This is a genomic window from Streptomyces anulatus (assembly GCF_000721175.1).
Lineage (GTDB): Bacteria > Actinomycetota > Actinomycetes > Streptomycetales > Streptomycetaceae > Streptomyces > Streptomyces anulatus_C.
Window position 1 is genome coordinate 31,037 of sequence record NZ_JOEZ01000028.1, and the last position, 13,204, is coordinate 44,240.

Consider the following 13,204-nt stretch of genomic DNA (forward strand, 5'->3'; position numbering starts at 1 on the left):
CCCGGATCGCCGGGCGGCACGATCTCACTGCTCGGAGCGGGTGCTCAGCGCGGTCCCAGCGTCCACCGGGGGCCGGTGGGGCTGTCCTCGATGACGAGGCCGGACTGGCTCAGCTGGTCGCGGATGGCATCGGCGGCGGCCCAGTCCTTGCGGGCGCGTGCCGACTGCCGTTGGTCGAGGACGAGGCCGACGAGCGTGTCGACGACGCCGTGCAGGTCCTCGCTCCGGTCCCCCTCGCCCGCCCAGTGCGGGTCGAGCGGGTCCAGGCCGAGGACGCCGAGCATGGCCCGGACCTCGGCGAGGCGGGCGGCGGCGGCTTCCTTGTCGTCGGCGGCGAGCGCGCTGTTGCCCTGGCGGACGGTGGTGTGGATGATCGCCAGCGCCTGCGGTACGCCGAGGTCCTCGTCCATCGCCTCGGCGAAGGCGGGCGGCACCTCGGCGGCGGGGGGAACGGTCTCCCCGGCCTTCTCGGTGACGCGCTGGACGAAGCCCTCGATCCGCGCGAACGCGGACTCGGCCTCGCGCAGGGCCTCCTCGCTGTACTCGATCATCGACCGGTAGTGCGGGGTGCCGAGGTAGTAGCGCAGGACGATCGGGCGCCACTGCTTGACCATCTCGCCGACGAGGACGGAGTTGCCCAGCGACTTCGACATCTTCTCGCCGGACAGGGTGACCCAGCCGTTGTGCACCCAGTACTTCGCGAACTCGTCGCCGTAGGCCTTGGCCTGGGCGATCTCGTTCTCGTGGTGCGGGAAGATCAGGTCGATGCCGCCGCCGTGGATGTCGAAGGCGGAGCCCAGGTACTTGTGGGCCATCGCGGAGCACTCCAGGTGCCAGCCGGGCCGGCCACGGCCCCAGGGCGTCTCCCAGCTGGGCTCGCCCGGCTTGGTGGCCTTCCACATGGCGAAGTCACGCTGGTCGCGCTTGCCGGTCTCGCCCTCGCCGGAGGGCTGGCGCAGATCGTCCAGCTCCTGGTTGGAGAGCTCCAGGTAGCCGGGCAGCGAGCGCACGTCGAAGTAGACGTTGCCGTGGGCCTCGTAGGCGTGACCGCTCTCGATCAGGCCGCGCATCATCTCGATCATCTCGGGAACGTGGCCGGTGGCGCGGGGCTCGTAGGTGGGCGGCAGGCAGCCGAGCGCGTTGTAGCCGTCGTTGAACGCGCGCTCGTTCTCGTAGCCGATCGACCACCACGGGCGGCCCTGTTCGGCGGACTTCGCGATGATCTTGTCGTCGATGTCGGTGACGTTCCGGATGAACGTGACGTCGTAGCCGCGGTAGGTGAACCAGCGGCGCATGATGTCGAAGTTCAGGCCCGAGCGGATGTGGCCGATGTGCGGTGCTGCCTGGACGGTGGCGCCACAGAGGTAGATCGAGACACAGCCCGCTGTGAGCGGGACGAAGTCACGGATCTGCCGGGCGCTGGTGTCGTGCAGGCGAATAGTCACGCCTCAAGGGTAGTAGGCCCGCACCAGTGCCCCGCGACCCTTGGGGATCGCGGGGACAACTTTCTGGTACCGGGATGGCCCGGAGCGGCCCGGAGAGCGTCTCCCGGGGTGCGCGGGACGCCCTCCGCGAGCGTGCGCGCCGGGCATCGCCCGGCAGGCGGGAAGGTGACGACCGGCCCTGAGCGGCCTCAGATGCTGCCGACGACCTTGCGCGGGGAGATGCGGACGACCACACGGGGGTCGTCGGCGCCGGAGTTCGGGTTGAACTCGGCGTACGGCTTGCCGGTGTACTTCACCGAGAGCTCGTCGATCAGTTCCTGTCCGCCGTCCGTCGTCAGCGTCGCCTCGCCGCGGATCTCGGCGTAGCTGTACGGGGCGTCGAAGGGCTGGACGACCACGGTGACGCGCGGGTCGCGGCGGAGGTTCTTCTCCTTGCGGCGGCCGACGGTGGTGGAGATCAGGACGTCGTCGCCGTCGCGCTTGACCCAGACCGGGGAGACCTGGGGGCTGCCGTCGGGCTGGATGGTGGCGATGTTGACGAACACGGGGGTGTCGAGCAGGTTCTTGAGCTCGGCGGAGAGTGCGGCGGTCATGCGTACGTCCTCCTGAGTGCCTGCGGGGCGATCGGTCCGATGCTTCTACCTCGTAACCGTGCGCGCCCCCGCTTCCTTCCCGCCGCGGCCCGCCGGAAGAGTGAACGCCGGTGCCGGTGCGGCTAGGGCTGTCCCGCGATTCCCGGCGGGCGCACGACGACAGCTACGGCACCTCGCCGCGTTGTCGGAACATCCACATACATCCAGTATGCGGATGCCCCTCCGCCTTGCGATGCACCGACGACCTGGACAGCGACGTTCCCGATCTCGAAGCCCCCGGCGCGGACGATCCGGGCGGCTTCGGTGAGCAGTGTGATGCCCGCGGCCCCGGACCACTCGGGGCGGCCGGTGCCGAAGTGCTGCCCCAGGTCGCCGAGACCGGCGGCGGAGAAGAGCGCGTTGCACGCGGCGTGCGCGACGACGTCGGCGTCCGAGTGACCGGCGAGACCGGGGCCCTCGCCCTCCCACTTCAGGCCCGCGCACCACAGCTCGCGGCCCTCCTCGAAGGCGTGGATGTCGGTGCCGATCCCGACGAGCGGGATGACGGGTGCGGCGGGCGTTCCGGCCGCATGCTGCTCAGAAGCCATCGTTGGCCCTCCTGCGGGCGAGTACCGCTTCGGCCAGTACGAGGTCGAGCGGCCGGGTCACCTTGAACGCCTCCTCGTGGCCGGGGACGACGACCACCGGCGCGCCGAGGCGCTCCACCATGCCCGCGTCGTCCGTGGCGCCCTCGCCGTCGAGCGCGACCTCGGCGTGGGCCCGCACCAGCGTGTCCCGGTCGAAGCCCTGCGGCGTCTGCACCGCGCGCAGCCTGGCCCGTACGGGGGTGGCGAGCACCGGCTCCGGCTCGCCGGGCGTCCCGGCCGGCTCGACCTCCTTGACGGTGTCCGCGAGGGGCAGCGCGGGGACGACGGCGGGTGCACCGTCCCGTACGGCGGCGGCGACCGCGTCGACCGTGTCGACCGGCACCAGGGGGCGGGCGGCGTCGTGGACCAGGACGACGGAGAAGTCCTCGGGCAGCGCGTCGAGGCCCAGGCGCACGGACTCCTGGCGGGTCTCACCGCCCGGCACGACCAGATAGTCGGTGCGCTCGGGCAGCGCGTGCTCGTCGAGGAGGTGCTTCACCTCGGGCGCGCCGTCCGGCGGGGCGACGACCACGACGAGGGAGACGGCGCGGGACGCGGCCATGGCGCGAATGGCGTGGATCAGCATGGGCGTCCCGCCGAGCACCCGGAGGGCCTTGGGCGCGCCCGGCCCGAGTCGCACGCCCCGCCCGGCGGCGGGGATCACCGCGGCGGTACGGGGAGGGCGCGGCCGGTCGGTCGGGGGTGGCGTCGATGACATCGGTTGCACTCCGAAGGTCCGAGAGGGTCCGAGGGGGAAGGTCCGAAGGTTCGGCAGGTTTGTTTCCACGACCGACATGGGTAGGGGCCCAGCGAGCCGGGCGTGACGCCCTGACTCGCACCGGGCCCCTTCCGTGACACCCGGTCGAGCACAGGTCGCATCGGGCGCTCAAGCACCACCGGAGGCCGCCGCGTAGCGACGGTCGCCGCATTCACGGATCACGCCGCGGGCACGAGGGTGACCGGCAGTCGGGCACCGGATGTGGACGCGGGTCGGAGTTGGTGGGTCCGGATCCGGACCTGCGGATCCGGGTCCGAGCATGCGGTTCTGGGTCCGAACATGCCGCAGCGCCCGACGACACAGCGTGGAAACGGCTGGTCAGCGGGCACCGCGGCACATTCATACGACCGGTGCGATCCGGTTTCAGGACGCGAGGACCTCGTCGAGCAGGGCCTCGGCCTTGTCCTCGTTCGTGTTCTCCGCGAGAGCGAGTTCGCTCACCAGGATCTGGCGGGCCTTGGCGAGCATGCGCTTCTCTCCGGCGGAGAGACCGCGCTCGCGCTCCCGACGCCACAGGTCACGCACTACTTCGGCGACCTTGATGACATCGCCGGAGGCGAGCTTTTCGAGATTTGCCTTGTAGCGCCGGGACCAGTTCGTCGGCTCTTCGGCATACGGTGCGCGCAGCACCTCGAAGACCCGGTCCAGCCCGTCCTGCCCGACCACGTCGCGCACGCCTACGAACTCCGCGTTGTCCGCCGGCACACGAACCGTCAAGTCGCCCTGGGCGACCTTGAGCACCAAGTAGGTCTTGTCCACGCCTTTGATCTGGCGAGTTTCGATAGCCTCGATCAGCGCGGCCCCGTGATGGGGATAGACCACGGTGTCGCCAACCTTGAACGTCATGTGACAGGTACCCCTTCCGTGGCTATCCAGAGTAACACGAGAACCGCATCTCCTGAATGGCGTTTTCGCAGGTCAGGGCATATCTCGGGGCTTGACAACAGCGACACGGACGTGCTGCGGAAGGCTTCCGGAAGGCGGTATTCGCAGGTCGGAGCCACTGCGCACCCGGAGCGAAACACCCACGTCACATGCCCCGGAAGTCCTGCAGAAGAGGGCGAAAGTCCCGTTTTGTCGGTTTACGGATGGCGATCATTCCATACTCCGTTCGATGACCGCTCACCCGTACGAGCGTAACTGCCGGGCCGCAATGAAATTGATCAAGCCAGGGGCCGCCCGGCACTTTTCCGCCGCGAAGCGGGGAATGGAGAAGAAGCCACGACGCGGGCGGAAGAATTGATCACACGGATTATGTGAACGGCACATGGCGTACCGGCCGGTAGAACACCTTGCGGGAACACCTCGCGGACCGTTCGGCGGGCCTGCCGCGGAAGGGCGGGCCCGGCCCTGATCGACGAGACACCTCCAAGGGGCGGGTCGGGTGCGGGGCGGGCACGGCGGCTCGGTAGCCTAAGGCCGCTGACACACCCTTGGGGCGGCTTCACACCACCGCCCGACGCCCGACGTCCGAAGCCCGCAGATCCGATCGTTCAAGGAGTTGCCGCCGCCGTGAGCCGCAGCCTTCGACACGGCGCCCTCGCCGCCACCGCCACCGTGCTCTCGATCGTCTCCCTGTCCGCCTGTGCGGCGGGCAACAACGCCGAGACGCTCAAGGTCAGGCCGGACAACCCGGCCACCACGGTGGGCGACATCAAGATCCAGAACGTCAACGTGATCACGCAGCCCGACGGCGGCGCGGACGGCCCCGCCGTCGTCGCCGCGACGCTGTTCAACGACGGCACCGAGCGCGAGGTGCTGGAGGCGGTCACGCTGCCCGGCAGCGACGTCGAGGTGAAGCTCCAGGCCGCCGAGGGCGAGGGGCCCATCGTGGTCCCGGCCGGCGGCCAGGTCATCATCGGCGGCAAGGGCAACGCCGCCGCCGTGATCGAGAACAGTGGCGAGGCCGCGCGCAACGGTGACGTCCAGCAGGTCGTCTTCAAGCTCAGCCGGACCGGCGACGTCGGCCTCGGCGCCAGCGTCTTCCCCGCCGAGGGCTTCTTCAAGGACTTCGGCCCCAGCCCCAAGGCGGAGGCGCCCGCGCCGAAGCCGAGCCCGACCCCGTCGGGCAACGCCTCCGGCGAGGGGGAGACCCCCGGCGCGACCACGGGCGAGACGTCCGGTGCGCCGGCGAACGGCTCCGGCACCGAAGGCGCCCAGGGCGACGCGGCTGCGCAGGGCGCGGGCGACGCCGCCTCGGTGCCCGCGGCCGACTGACGCGGGCGCTCCGGCCCCGTAACGCGGGCACACCGCACACAGCACGCACGCCGAAGGGGCGCTTCCCGGCCGGGAAGCGCCCCTTCGGCATACGCGGCCTCGCGGTTTACGGCTCGAACTTGTACCCCAGGCCCCGCACGGTGACGAGGTAGCGCGGCGCACCCGGGTCGGGCTCGATCTTGGCGCGCAGGCGCTTCACGTGGACGTCGAGGGTCTTGGTGTCGCCGACGTAGTCCGCGCCCCAGACCCGGTCGATGAGCTGCATCCGGGTCAGCACCCGGCCCGCGTTGCGCAGCAGCATCTCCAGCAGGTCGAACTCCTTGAGCGGGAGGTCGACCTTGCCGCCGGAGACGGTGACCACGTGCCGGTCCACGTCCATCCGGACCGGTCCCGCCTCCAGGGCGGCCGGGGTGACCTCCTCCGGCTCCCCGCGGCGACGCAGGACGGCCCGGATGCGGGCGACGAGCTCCCGGGAGGAGAAGGGCTTGGTGACGTAGTCGTCGGCTCCTATTTCCAGCCCGACGACCTTGTCGATCTCACTGTCCTTGGCGGTGACCATGATCACCGGGACGTTGGAGCGGCTGCGGAGCTGGCGGCACACCTCGGTGCCGGGCAGGCCGGGCAGCATCAGGTCGAGCAGGACCAGGTCGGCGCCGTTGCGCTCGAACTCGTCCAGCCCGTCGGGGCCGGTCGCCGCGATGGCGACCTCGAAACCTTCCTTGCGCAGCATGTAGGACAGGGCGTCGCTGAAGGATTCCTCATCCTCGACGACAAGCACTCGGGTCACGGAAGAGCCTCCGGGGCAGGGAAGGGGTCAAAGGTGTCGGTCTCGTACGGCCCCTCGTCGTCGCCGTTGACGATAAGCGGTCCGCCGGTGGTGCGCTCCCTCGTGGCGCCCGATTCGGGCAGCCGGAGGGTGAAGGTGGAGCCCTGTCCTTCGGAGCTCCAGACGGTGACCTCCCCGCCGTGCGAGGCGGCCACGTGCTTGACGATGGCGAGGCCGAGACCGGTGCCACCGGTGGCCCGTGAGCGGGCCGGGTCGACGCGGTAGAACCGCTCGAAGACCCGTTCGCGGTCCTTCTCGGAGATGCCGATCCCCTGGTCGGTGACGGCTATCTCGATGAGGTCCCCGCCGGGCGATGCCATCCGGCGTGCGGCGATGCCGACGCGGGTGTGGGCGGGGCTGTAGTTGACGGCGTTCTCGACGAGGTTGCCGAGCGCGCCGACGAGCTGGCCGCGGTTGCCCCAGACCGTGAGGTCCTCGGTGCCCGCGGAGGCCATGGTGATCTGCTTCGAGCCGGCCTGCTGGCGGCAGCGGTCGATCGCCTCGGCCACCAGCGTCTCCACCTTGACCGGCTCGGCGTCCTCCAGCGGGTCGTCGTTCTGCACCCGGGAGAGGTCGATGAGCTCCTGGACGAGGTTGGTCAGCCGGGTCGCCTCGATCTGCATCCGCCCGGCGAACCGCTCCACCGCCTCCGGGTCGTCGGAGGCGTCCATGACCGCCTCGGAGAGCAGGGAGAGCGCCCCGGTCGGCGTCTTGAGCTCATGGCTGACGTTGGCGACGAAGTCGCGCCGTACCGCTTCTATCCGGCGGGCCTCGGTGAGGTCCTCCACCAGCAGCAGCACCAGTCGCGAGCCCAGCGGGGCGACCCGGGCGGAGACGGCGAGGGTGTCCCCCCGGCCGGTGCCGCGCCGGGGCAGGTCCAGCTCGCCCTGTCGTATCTCCCCGTCCCGCCGGGTGTCCCTGGCCATGTTGAGCATGGGCTCGACGGCCAGCCGGCCGCCCCTGACCAGACCCAGGGCGTACGCCGCGGAGCTGGCCTTGACCACGCTGTCGCTCTCGTCGAGGACGACGGCGGAGGAGCTGAGAACGGAGAGGACGGTGTCCACTCCGGGGGGCAGGGCCGCGTTGCTGTCGGGCCGCAGGGACGTACGCGTGGGCCGTTTCAGGTCGCGCTCGCTCCAGCGGAACGCCAGCATGGCGATCACACCGGTACAGAGACCGGCGATCGCTGCAGCTGCGGCGACCGCCGCGTTCACGTCCATGCTTCAAGGTTATGCGGGTGCGCCGACTCCCTCCCAGCCGTCCGAGTGCCTTCTCGAACACTCGTCGCCCAGAGTTCACCGAGGGGATGGAGCCGGTTCACTTAGGGGGTCGGATCCCGACGCGTTGTGCCCCCACCGTGTAACCGTGGGGGTCGGTCCGAGACCCCGGCCTCAGTTTGGAACTGGAGAGGGACTTCCATGCGCGACGCTTACCACGAGGAACTCGATTCGATCGGAGAAGGCCTGGTCGAGATGGCCCGGCTGGTCGGCTCGGCGATCGGGCGGGCGACCACGTCCATGCTCGACGCCGACCTGACGCTGGCCGAGAACGTGATCGCCGGCGACCAGAAGGTCGACGACCTCCAGCACGACCTGGAGGCCCGCGCCATCGCGCTCCTCGCCCGCCAGCAGCCGGTGGCGACCGACCTGCGCATCGTGGTGACCTCGCTGCGGATGAGCGCCGACCTGGAGCGCTCGGGCGACCTCGCCCAGCACGTGGCGAAGCTGGCCCGGCTGCGCTTCCCGCAGGCGGCGGTCCCGCACGACCTCCACGCCACCATCCTGGAGATGGGCCAGCTCGCCCAGCGCCTGATGGCCAAGGCGGCGGAGGTCATCATCACCAAGGACGTCGATCTGGCGCTCCAGCTGGAGCAGGACGACGACGAGATGGACCTGCTGCACCGCACGCTGTTCCAGCACCTGATGGACGACCGCTGGAAGCACGGCATCGAGACGGCCGTCGACGTGACGCTGCTGGGCCGCTACTACGAGCGCTTCGCCGACCACGCGGTGTCGGTCGCCAAGCGCGTCGTCTACCTGGTGACGGGTGAGCACGCGGACGAGATCCAGGCGGCGGCGCCGGTCGAGGGCGCGTAACGGCCGCTGCGGTACGGCGACGGTGCGGCTGCGGTACGGCGACGGTACGACTCCGACAGGGCTCCGGTACGGCTCCGGTGCGGCGACGCCGTGCCGGAGCGTCACCAGCCCGGTATCCATGGGCATCACTACTGGCGTACGCGGGTCGCACATACGTTCCTGCGCGCGTGCGCCGTTGATGCGCCTGCCGGGATGGGCGTGCAATGGGGCGGGGCGGTGCACCATGCCGACCGCCGCCCCAGCCGTACGCCCTGAGGAGGGACCATGGCCGATTCCCCCATGACCGAACCCCAGCAGGAGACCCCGACCGAAGTGGTGCACCGAGGCGTGCTCGGCGCCTGCGGCTGCGGCTCGGGCTGCGGGTGCGGCTGCCAGTCCGGTGCCCCGTGCCAGTGCGGCGGCTGATCCGGCCGACTCGCACCGCGTACGCAACGGACGGCGCCCGCCCGGTTCTTCCTCCGGGCGGGCGCCGTTCCGCGTTCAGGTTCCGGGTCCCGGGCCCGGGGCGAAGCGCTGCCCGGAGGAGGCCCGGGGCAAGGCGCTGCCCGCGTCCGGATTCCGGGCGGGCGGCGTCCGCTCGACGGGCCGCCGGTCAGACGGCCCGCTCCGCCGACGGCGCGGGTGCGGGCTCCGGCTCGGCCTGGTCCGGCCGGGCCTCGGCCGGGACGGGTGCGGGCTCGGGCAGGGCGTCCGCAACGTCGTGCTCCTCGCGCGGCAGGTTGCGCATCAGCAGCCAGTAGCCGAGGCCGGCGACCGTGCCGATCACGGCGCAGGCGGTCCAGAGCCAGGTGGCGCCGTAGTGGTCGATGACGAAGCCGGACATCAGCGGCGCGACGAGCGCGGCCACCGACCACGACATCGTGTACACGCCCTGGTAGCGGCCCCGGCCCTCGGCGGGCGACAACTGCACGACCAGACCCGTCTGGGTGGGCGCGTTCACGATCTCGGCCAGCGTCCAGACGCACACCGTCAGGGCGTACGCCGCGACCGACCCGGCGAAGGCCGTCAGCCCGAAGCCGTACCCGGCGAGCAGCGAGGAGATGATCAGCAGCCGGCGCGGATCGCGGTGCTGGATGAAGCGGGTGACGGGGATCTGCAGGACCACGATCAGCACACCGTTGACGGCGATGGCGGTGCCGAAGTCGGAGCTGGAGAGCCCGTCCGTACCCATCGCCACCGGCAGCCCCACGTACCCCTGCTGGAAGATCAGCGACACCAGGAACGACAGCCCCACGACACCCATGTAGCGCCCGTCGCGCAGCACGGTGGTCAGCCGCACCTCGTCCTTGGGCCGCTTGCCGCCGGCGCTCTTCACGACCGCTTCCGCGGGCCGTGACTCCGGGACCTTCACGAACACGACGACGGCGCACACGAGCGTCATCAGGGCCTCGCCGATGAAACCGGCGAGGTAGCTGTACTCGGCGATGAACCCGGCCCCGGCGGAGGAGATCGCGAAGCCGAGGTTGATGGCCCAGTAGTTGAGCGAGAAGGCCCGGACCCGGTCCTTCGGGGGCACGATGTCGGCCATCATCGCCTGGACGGCGGGGCGGGAGGCGTTGCTCGCCATGCCGACGAAGAACGCCACCGCGGCGATGGCGAAGGGATGCACCATGAACCCGAGCACCGCCACCGACACCGCGGTGGAGACCTGGGCGATCAGCATGGTGGGCCGCCGCCCGAGCCGGTCGGTCATCACGCCCGCACCGAGCGAGGAGATGACCCCGCCGAGCCCGTGGAGGGCGGCGACGAGCCCGGCGTACGAGGCGGAGTAGCCCCGGTCCAGGGTCAGATACAGGGCCATGAAGGTCGCGACGAACGCCCCGAGGCGGTTGACCAGGGTGCTGGTCCACAGCCACCAGAACTCGCGGGGCATCCCCGAGACGGTCTCCCGGGCGGCTCTGCGCAGACCGGCGACGGACATAAGGATTCCCCCCACGGGACGTACGGAACGAGGGCCTCGGGTAACACTCCCGGCGGCCATCGAGACATTACGAAGCCCGGCTCCCCGCCCGCCACCGGATTGACGCCCACCGTCAATCGTCCGGCCGTCGGGCCCTCCCCGGCCGGGCCCTGTCCGCGTTGCGGGCGGGCGCGCGGAGGCCGCACGGGTTCGATTACGCTCGGACTCATGGCCGACGCACCGTACAAGCTGATCCTCCTCCGCCACGGCGAGAGCGAATGGAACGCGAAGAACCTGTTCACCGGTTGGGTGGACGTCAACCTCACCGAAAAGGGCGAGAAGGAAGCAGTCCGCGGCGGTGAGCTGCTCAAGGACGCCGGTCTGCTCCCCGACGTCCTGCACACCTCCCTCCAGCGCCGCGCGATCCGGACCGCCCAGCTGGCCCTGGAGTCCGCCGACCGCCTCTGGATCCCGGTCCGCCGCTCCTGGCGCCTGAACGAGCGCCACTACGGCGCGCTCCAGGGCAAGGACAAGGCGCAGACGCTCGCCGAGTTCGGCGAGGAGCAGTTCATGCTGTGGCGCCGCTCGTACGACACCCCGCCGCCGCCCCTGGACCGCGACGCCGAGTACTCCCAGTTCGACGACCCGCGCTACGCGACCCTCCCCCCGGAGCTGCGCCCGGCCACGGAGTGCCTGAAGGACGTCGTCGTCCGGATGCTCCCGTACTGGTTCGACAGCATCGTCCCGGACCTCCTCACGGGCCGCACGGTCCTGGTCGCCGCCCACGGCAACAGTCTGCGCGGCCTGGTGAAGCACCTGGACGGCATCTCGGACGAGGAGATCTCGGGCCTCAACATCCCGACCGGCATCCCGCTCTCCTACGAGCTGGACGCCGACTTCAAGCCGCTGAAGCCTGGCGGCACGTACCTCGACCCGGACGCGGCGAAGGCCGCCATCGAGGCCGTGAAGAACCAGGGCAAGAAGAAGTAGCCCACCTCTTCTCCACACCGAGCCCCCTGTTTCGCGGACCGCGAGGCAGGGGGCTCGTCGGTGCTCCGGGCCAGTGCGGCTCAGACGGGCTTGCGCCAGACGGAGATGTGTTTGCCGGAGTACTCGGTGAACGGCGCTCAGTCCCAGTCCGCCACGCGCCGTTCCCGCTCCAGGCCGGCGATGCGGGCCATCAGGTCCAGCTCCGCCGGCCAGGCGTACCGGTGCCGGGAGGCGCCCCGGCGGTAGCTGCCGTCCTCGCCGTCGCGGGTGAAGTGGTGCGAGACGAGGATCTGCCCGACCAGGTCGAAGGTGTCGAAGCCGAGGTGCCGCTCGGATACGTCGAACGGCACCGCGACCTGGCCGGGCGGCAGGAACCGCAGCGGCGGTACTTCGAGTTCGATGACGAACCGGCCGCCGGGCGCGAGGTGCCGGGCCGCGTTGCGGAAGCACTCGGCCTGCTCGTCCTGGGTGAGCAGGTTCGAGATGGTGTTGTAGACGAGGTAGACCAGGGTGAACTCGCCGGGGACGACGGTGGTGGCCATGTCCCCGATGACCACCGGGAGGGTGGCCTCGTCGACCTTGCGCCGGAGCACCGCCGCCATGGGCTCGGACAGTTCGATGCCCACCACCGGCACGCCGCGCTCCCGGAGCGGCACGCCCACGCGCCCGGTCCCGATGGCGAACTCCAGGGCGCGGCCGTCTCCGGCCAGTTCGGCGAGGAAGCAGAGGGTGGGTTCGAGGACGGCGGCCGAGGAGTTCTCGGCCTCCTCGGCGTCGTAGCGGTCGGCGGTCGCCCGGGTCCACAGTTCGCTGCTCGTCACGGGCGACCACTCTGCCCGGGCGCCGGGGGCCCGTGTCGACGCGGTTTCCCGCGGTCAACTCCTCTGCGCGGGTGGGCGGCTGCCGCCCCCGGCCTGCGTGGATCGAGTGGGACCACGGGGCAGGGCGGGCGCGGACGACAAGGCTGGGGTGGGCGGGTCGTGGCCAAGAGGAAGTCGTACCTGGACACACCCGGGTATATGGCGTTCATCGGGGTCGTGGCGTTCTGGGCAGCGGCGAGTTCCGGAAGCGATTCCTACGTCAGGGTGCTGGCGGGGGCCTGCGCCGCCTTCGCCTTGGTGCGGCTCGGCATCCAGCTGGTCGGGCGGCGCCGGAGACGGCGCGCTGCCGCTGTCGCGGGCGGCAGCTGATACGGCCTGGCCCGGCGCTCTCACTGCCAGGTGTGGAGGCCGGTCGCCGTCGCCGCGGCGAACGTCACCGACGCCGCCCCGGCAAGCCTGCGGTACCGGCCCGGCCGGGCAGCCGTGGCGTTGTCAGTGCCCCCTGCCACCATGGCCGTCATGGCGACCTACCTGCTCTCCGACATCGAACAGGCCCTCCGCGACAGTTGGAGCGCCGAGACCTGCACCCCGGAGTTCCGGGACCGCTGGCGTCCGGACAATCCGGCGCGGGATCAGTGCGGCGTGACCGCCATGGTGGTCAACGACCTGCTCGGCGGGGAGTTGATCCGGGGCGAGGTGCATGTCGACGGGGTGCGTACCGACTTCCACTGGTGGAACCGCCTGGGCATGGGTGTGGAGGTCGATCTGACGCGGGAGCAGTTCGGGCCCGAGGAGGTCGTAGTCGGCGGTGATGTCATGGTGCGGCCGCCCGTGAGCGAGTGGCGGCGGCTCCAGGAGGAGTACGCGATCCTGCGCGACCGGGTCGCGGAGAGGCTCGGGCGGGACTGAGGT

Annotated in this window: 16 protein-coding genes; 6 read left to right on the forward strand and 10 right to left on the reverse strand. The window is 70.9% G+C overall.

The features are described 5' to 3' along the window. Window positions 1–44: 44 nt before the first annotated feature. The 5 genes from cysS to IG90_RS0128375 form a co-directional block, all read right to left on the reverse strand. The gene (gene cysS, locus IG90_RS0128355) at window positions 45–1,445 is read right to left on the reverse strand and encodes a cysteine--tRNA ligase (protein WP_030590468.1); all 1,401 of its coding nucleotides are present in this window, start codon (window positions 1,443–1,445) and stop codon (window positions 45–47) included. Window positions 1,446–1,633: 188 nt separating this feature from the next. Then, complete coding sequence (locus tag IG90_RS0128360) at window positions 1,634–2,038, reverse strand: PPOX class F420-dependent oxidoreductase (RefSeq protein WP_030590470.1); 405 nt, start codon at window positions 2,036–2,038, stop codon at window positions 1,634–1,636. A 122-nt stretch (window positions 2,039–2,160) separates the two neighbouring features. Continuing rightward, window positions 2,161–2,625: a 2-C-methyl-D-erythritol 2,4-cyclodiphosphate synthase gene (locus IG90_RS0128365; RefSeq protein ID WP_245170723.1), complete on the reverse strand. Its 465-nt coding sequence runs from the start codon at window positions 2,623–2,625 to the stop codon at window positions 2,161–2,163. Further along, window positions 2,615–3,382: a 2-C-methyl-D-erythritol 4-phosphate cytidylyltransferase gene (gene ispD, locus IG90_RS0128370; RefSeq protein ID WP_033894718.1), complete on the reverse strand. Its 768-nt coding sequence runs from the start codon at window positions 3,380–3,382 to the stop codon at window positions 2,615–2,617. Before ispD ends, IG90_RS0128365 begins: the two co-directional genes overlap by 11 nt. Before the next feature lie 423 nt (window positions 3,383–3,805). Further along, window positions 3,806–4,288 carry a CarD family transcriptional regulator gene (locus tag IG90_RS0128375; RefSeq protein WP_003953493.1) on the reverse strand — a complete coding sequence of 161 codons (483 nt, stop codon included), beginning with the start codon at window positions 4,286–4,288 and terminating at the stop codon, window positions 3,806–3,808. 666 nt (window positions 4,289–4,954) lie between these two features. On the opposite strand from IG90_RS0128375, the gene IG90_RS0128380 reads away from it, so the two are divergent. Further along, a complete protein-coding gene (locus IG90_RS0128380; RefSeq protein ID WP_030590478.1) occupies window positions 4,955–5,659 on the forward strand; it encodes a hypothetical protein in 705 nt (234 codons plus the stop codon). 106 nt (window positions 5,660–5,765) lie between these two features. On the opposite strand, the gene phoP is transcribed toward IG90_RS0128380, so the two are convergent. Next, window positions 5,766–6,437, reverse strand: coding sequence for a two-component system response regulator PhoP (phoP, locus tag IG90_RS0128385; RefSeq protein WP_007446453.1), 672 nt, complete (start codon window positions 6,435–6,437; stop codon window positions 5,766–5,768). Window positions 6,438–6,442: 5 nt separating this feature from the next. After that, the gene (gene phoR / locus IG90_RS0128390; RefSeq protein WP_030590481.1) at window positions 6,443–7,705 is read right to left on the reverse strand and encodes a two-component system sensor histidine kinase PhoR; all 1,263 of its coding nucleotides are present in this window, start codon (window positions 7,703–7,705) and stop codon (window positions 6,443–6,445) included. A gap of 198 nt (window positions 7,706–7,903) precedes the next feature. On the opposite strand from phoR, the gene phoU reads away from it, so the two are divergent. Both phoU and IG90_RS44950 read left to right on the forward strand, forming a co-directional pair. After that, a complete protein-coding gene (gene phoU / locus IG90_RS0128395; RefSeq protein WP_030590483.1) occupies window positions 7,904–8,581 on the forward strand; it encodes a phosphate signaling complex protein PhoU in 678 nt (225 codons plus the stop codon). Window positions 8,582–8,845: 264 nt separating this feature from the next. Continuing rightward, window positions 8,846–8,986 carry a hypothetical protein gene (locus IG90_RS44950; RefSeq protein ID WP_164493847.1) on the forward strand — a complete coding sequence of 47 codons (141 nt, stop codon included), beginning with the start codon at window positions 8,846–8,848 and terminating at the stop codon, window positions 8,984–8,986. A 187-nt stretch (window positions 8,987–9,173) separates the two neighbouring features. Here the strand turns inward: IG90_RS44950 and IG90_RS0128400 are convergent, their stop codons facing one another. Further along, window positions 9,174–10,502, reverse strand: coding sequence for an MDR family MFS transporter (locus IG90_RS0128400; RefSeq protein ID WP_030590485.1), 1,329 nt, complete (start codon window positions 10,500–10,502; stop codon window positions 9,174–9,176). A 207-nt stretch (window positions 10,503–10,709) separates the two neighbouring features. Here IG90_RS0128400 and IG90_RS0128405 point away from each other — a divergent pair, with 207 nt between their 5' ends. After that, the gene (locus IG90_RS0128405; RefSeq protein WP_030590487.1) at window positions 10,710–11,471 is read left to right on the forward strand and encodes a phosphoglyceromutase; all 762 of its coding nucleotides are present in this window, start codon (window positions 10,710–10,712) and stop codon (window positions 11,469–11,471) included. 137 nt (window positions 11,472–11,608) lie between these two features. Here IG90_RS0128405 and IG90_RS39835 read toward each other — a convergent pair whose 3' ends face one another. Then, window positions 11,609–12,292, reverse strand: coding sequence for a class I SAM-dependent DNA methyltransferase (locus IG90_RS39835; protein WP_051860389.1), 684 nt, complete (start codon window positions 12,290–12,292; stop codon window positions 11,609–11,611). A 159-nt stretch (window positions 12,293–12,451) separates the two neighbouring features. Between IG90_RS39835 and IG90_RS39840 the strand changes: the two genes are divergently transcribed. Continuing rightward, window positions 12,452–12,661: a hypothetical protein gene (locus IG90_RS39840; RefSeq protein WP_033894722.1), complete on the forward strand. Its 210-nt coding sequence runs from the start codon at window positions 12,452–12,454 to the stop codon at window positions 12,659–12,661. A 20-nt stretch (window positions 12,662–12,681) separates the two neighbouring features. Here IG90_RS39840 and IG90_RS46745 read toward each other — a convergent pair whose 3' ends face one another. Continuing rightward, on the reverse strand, window positions 12,682–12,813 hold the full coding sequence (locus IG90_RS46745) for a hypothetical protein (RefSeq protein WP_267958710.1): 132 nt from the start codon (window positions 12,811–12,813) through the stop codon (window positions 12,682–12,684). On the opposite strand from IG90_RS46745, the gene IG90_RS0128420 reads away from it, so the two are divergent. Then, window positions 12,812–13,201 (forward strand): YunG family protein, encoded by a 390-nt coding sequence (locus IG90_RS0128420; protein WP_030590489.1) that lies wholly within the window; start codon window positions 12,812–12,814, stop codon window positions 13,199–13,201. The genes IG90_RS46745 and IG90_RS0128420 overlap by 2 nt on opposite strands. Window positions 13,202–13,204 lie beyond the last annotated feature (3 nt).

What these genes read in the sequence shown, in the direction of transcription:
- IG90_RS0128360 (WP_030590470.1), bottom strand. Translation starts at nt 2,038, where the DNA reads ATGACCGCCGCACTCTCCGCCGAGCTCAAGAACCTGCTCGACACCCCC.
- IG90_RS0128365 (WP_245170723.1), bottom strand. Translation starts at nt 2,625, where the DNA reads ATGGCTTCTGAGCAGCATGCGGCCGGAACGCCCGCCGCACCCGTCATC.
- ispD (WP_033894718.1), bottom strand. Translation starts at nt 3,382, where the DNA reads ATGTCATCGACGCCACCCCCGACCGACCGGCCGCGCCCTCCCCGTACC.
- IG90_RS0128375 (WP_003953493.1), bottom strand. Translation starts at nt 4,288, where the DNA reads ATGACGTTCAAGGTTGGCGACACCGTGGTCTATCCCCATCACGGGGCC.
- phoR (WP_030590481.1), bottom strand. Translation starts at nt 7,705, where the DNA reads ATGGACGTGAACGCGGCGGTCGCCGCAGCTGCAGCGATCGCCGGTCTC.
- phoU (WP_030590483.1), top strand. Translation starts at nt 7,904, where the DNA reads ATGCGCGACGCTTACCACGAGGAACTCGATTCGATCGGAGAAGGCCTG.
- IG90_RS44950 (WP_164493847.1), top strand. Translation starts at nt 8,846, where the DNA reads ATGGCCGATTCCCCCATGACCGAACCCCAGCAGGAGACCCCGACCGAA.
- IG90_RS0128400 (WP_030590485.1), bottom strand. Translation starts at nt 10,502, where the DNA reads ATGTCCGTCGCCGGTCTGCGCAGAGCCGCCCGGGAGACCGTCTCGGGG.
- IG90_RS0128405 (WP_030590487.1), top strand. Translation starts at nt 10,710, where the DNA reads ATGGCCGACGCACCGTACAAGCTGATCCTCCTCCGCCACGGCGAGAGC.
- IG90_RS0128420 (WP_030590489.1), top strand. Translation starts at nt 12,812, where the DNA reads ATGGCGACCTACCTGCTCTCCGACATCGAACAGGCCCTCCGCGACAGT.
- IG90_RS46745 (WP_267958710.1), bottom strand. Translation starts at nt 12,813, where the DNA reads ATGACGGCCATGGTGGCAGGGGGCACTGACAACGCCACGGCTGCCCGG.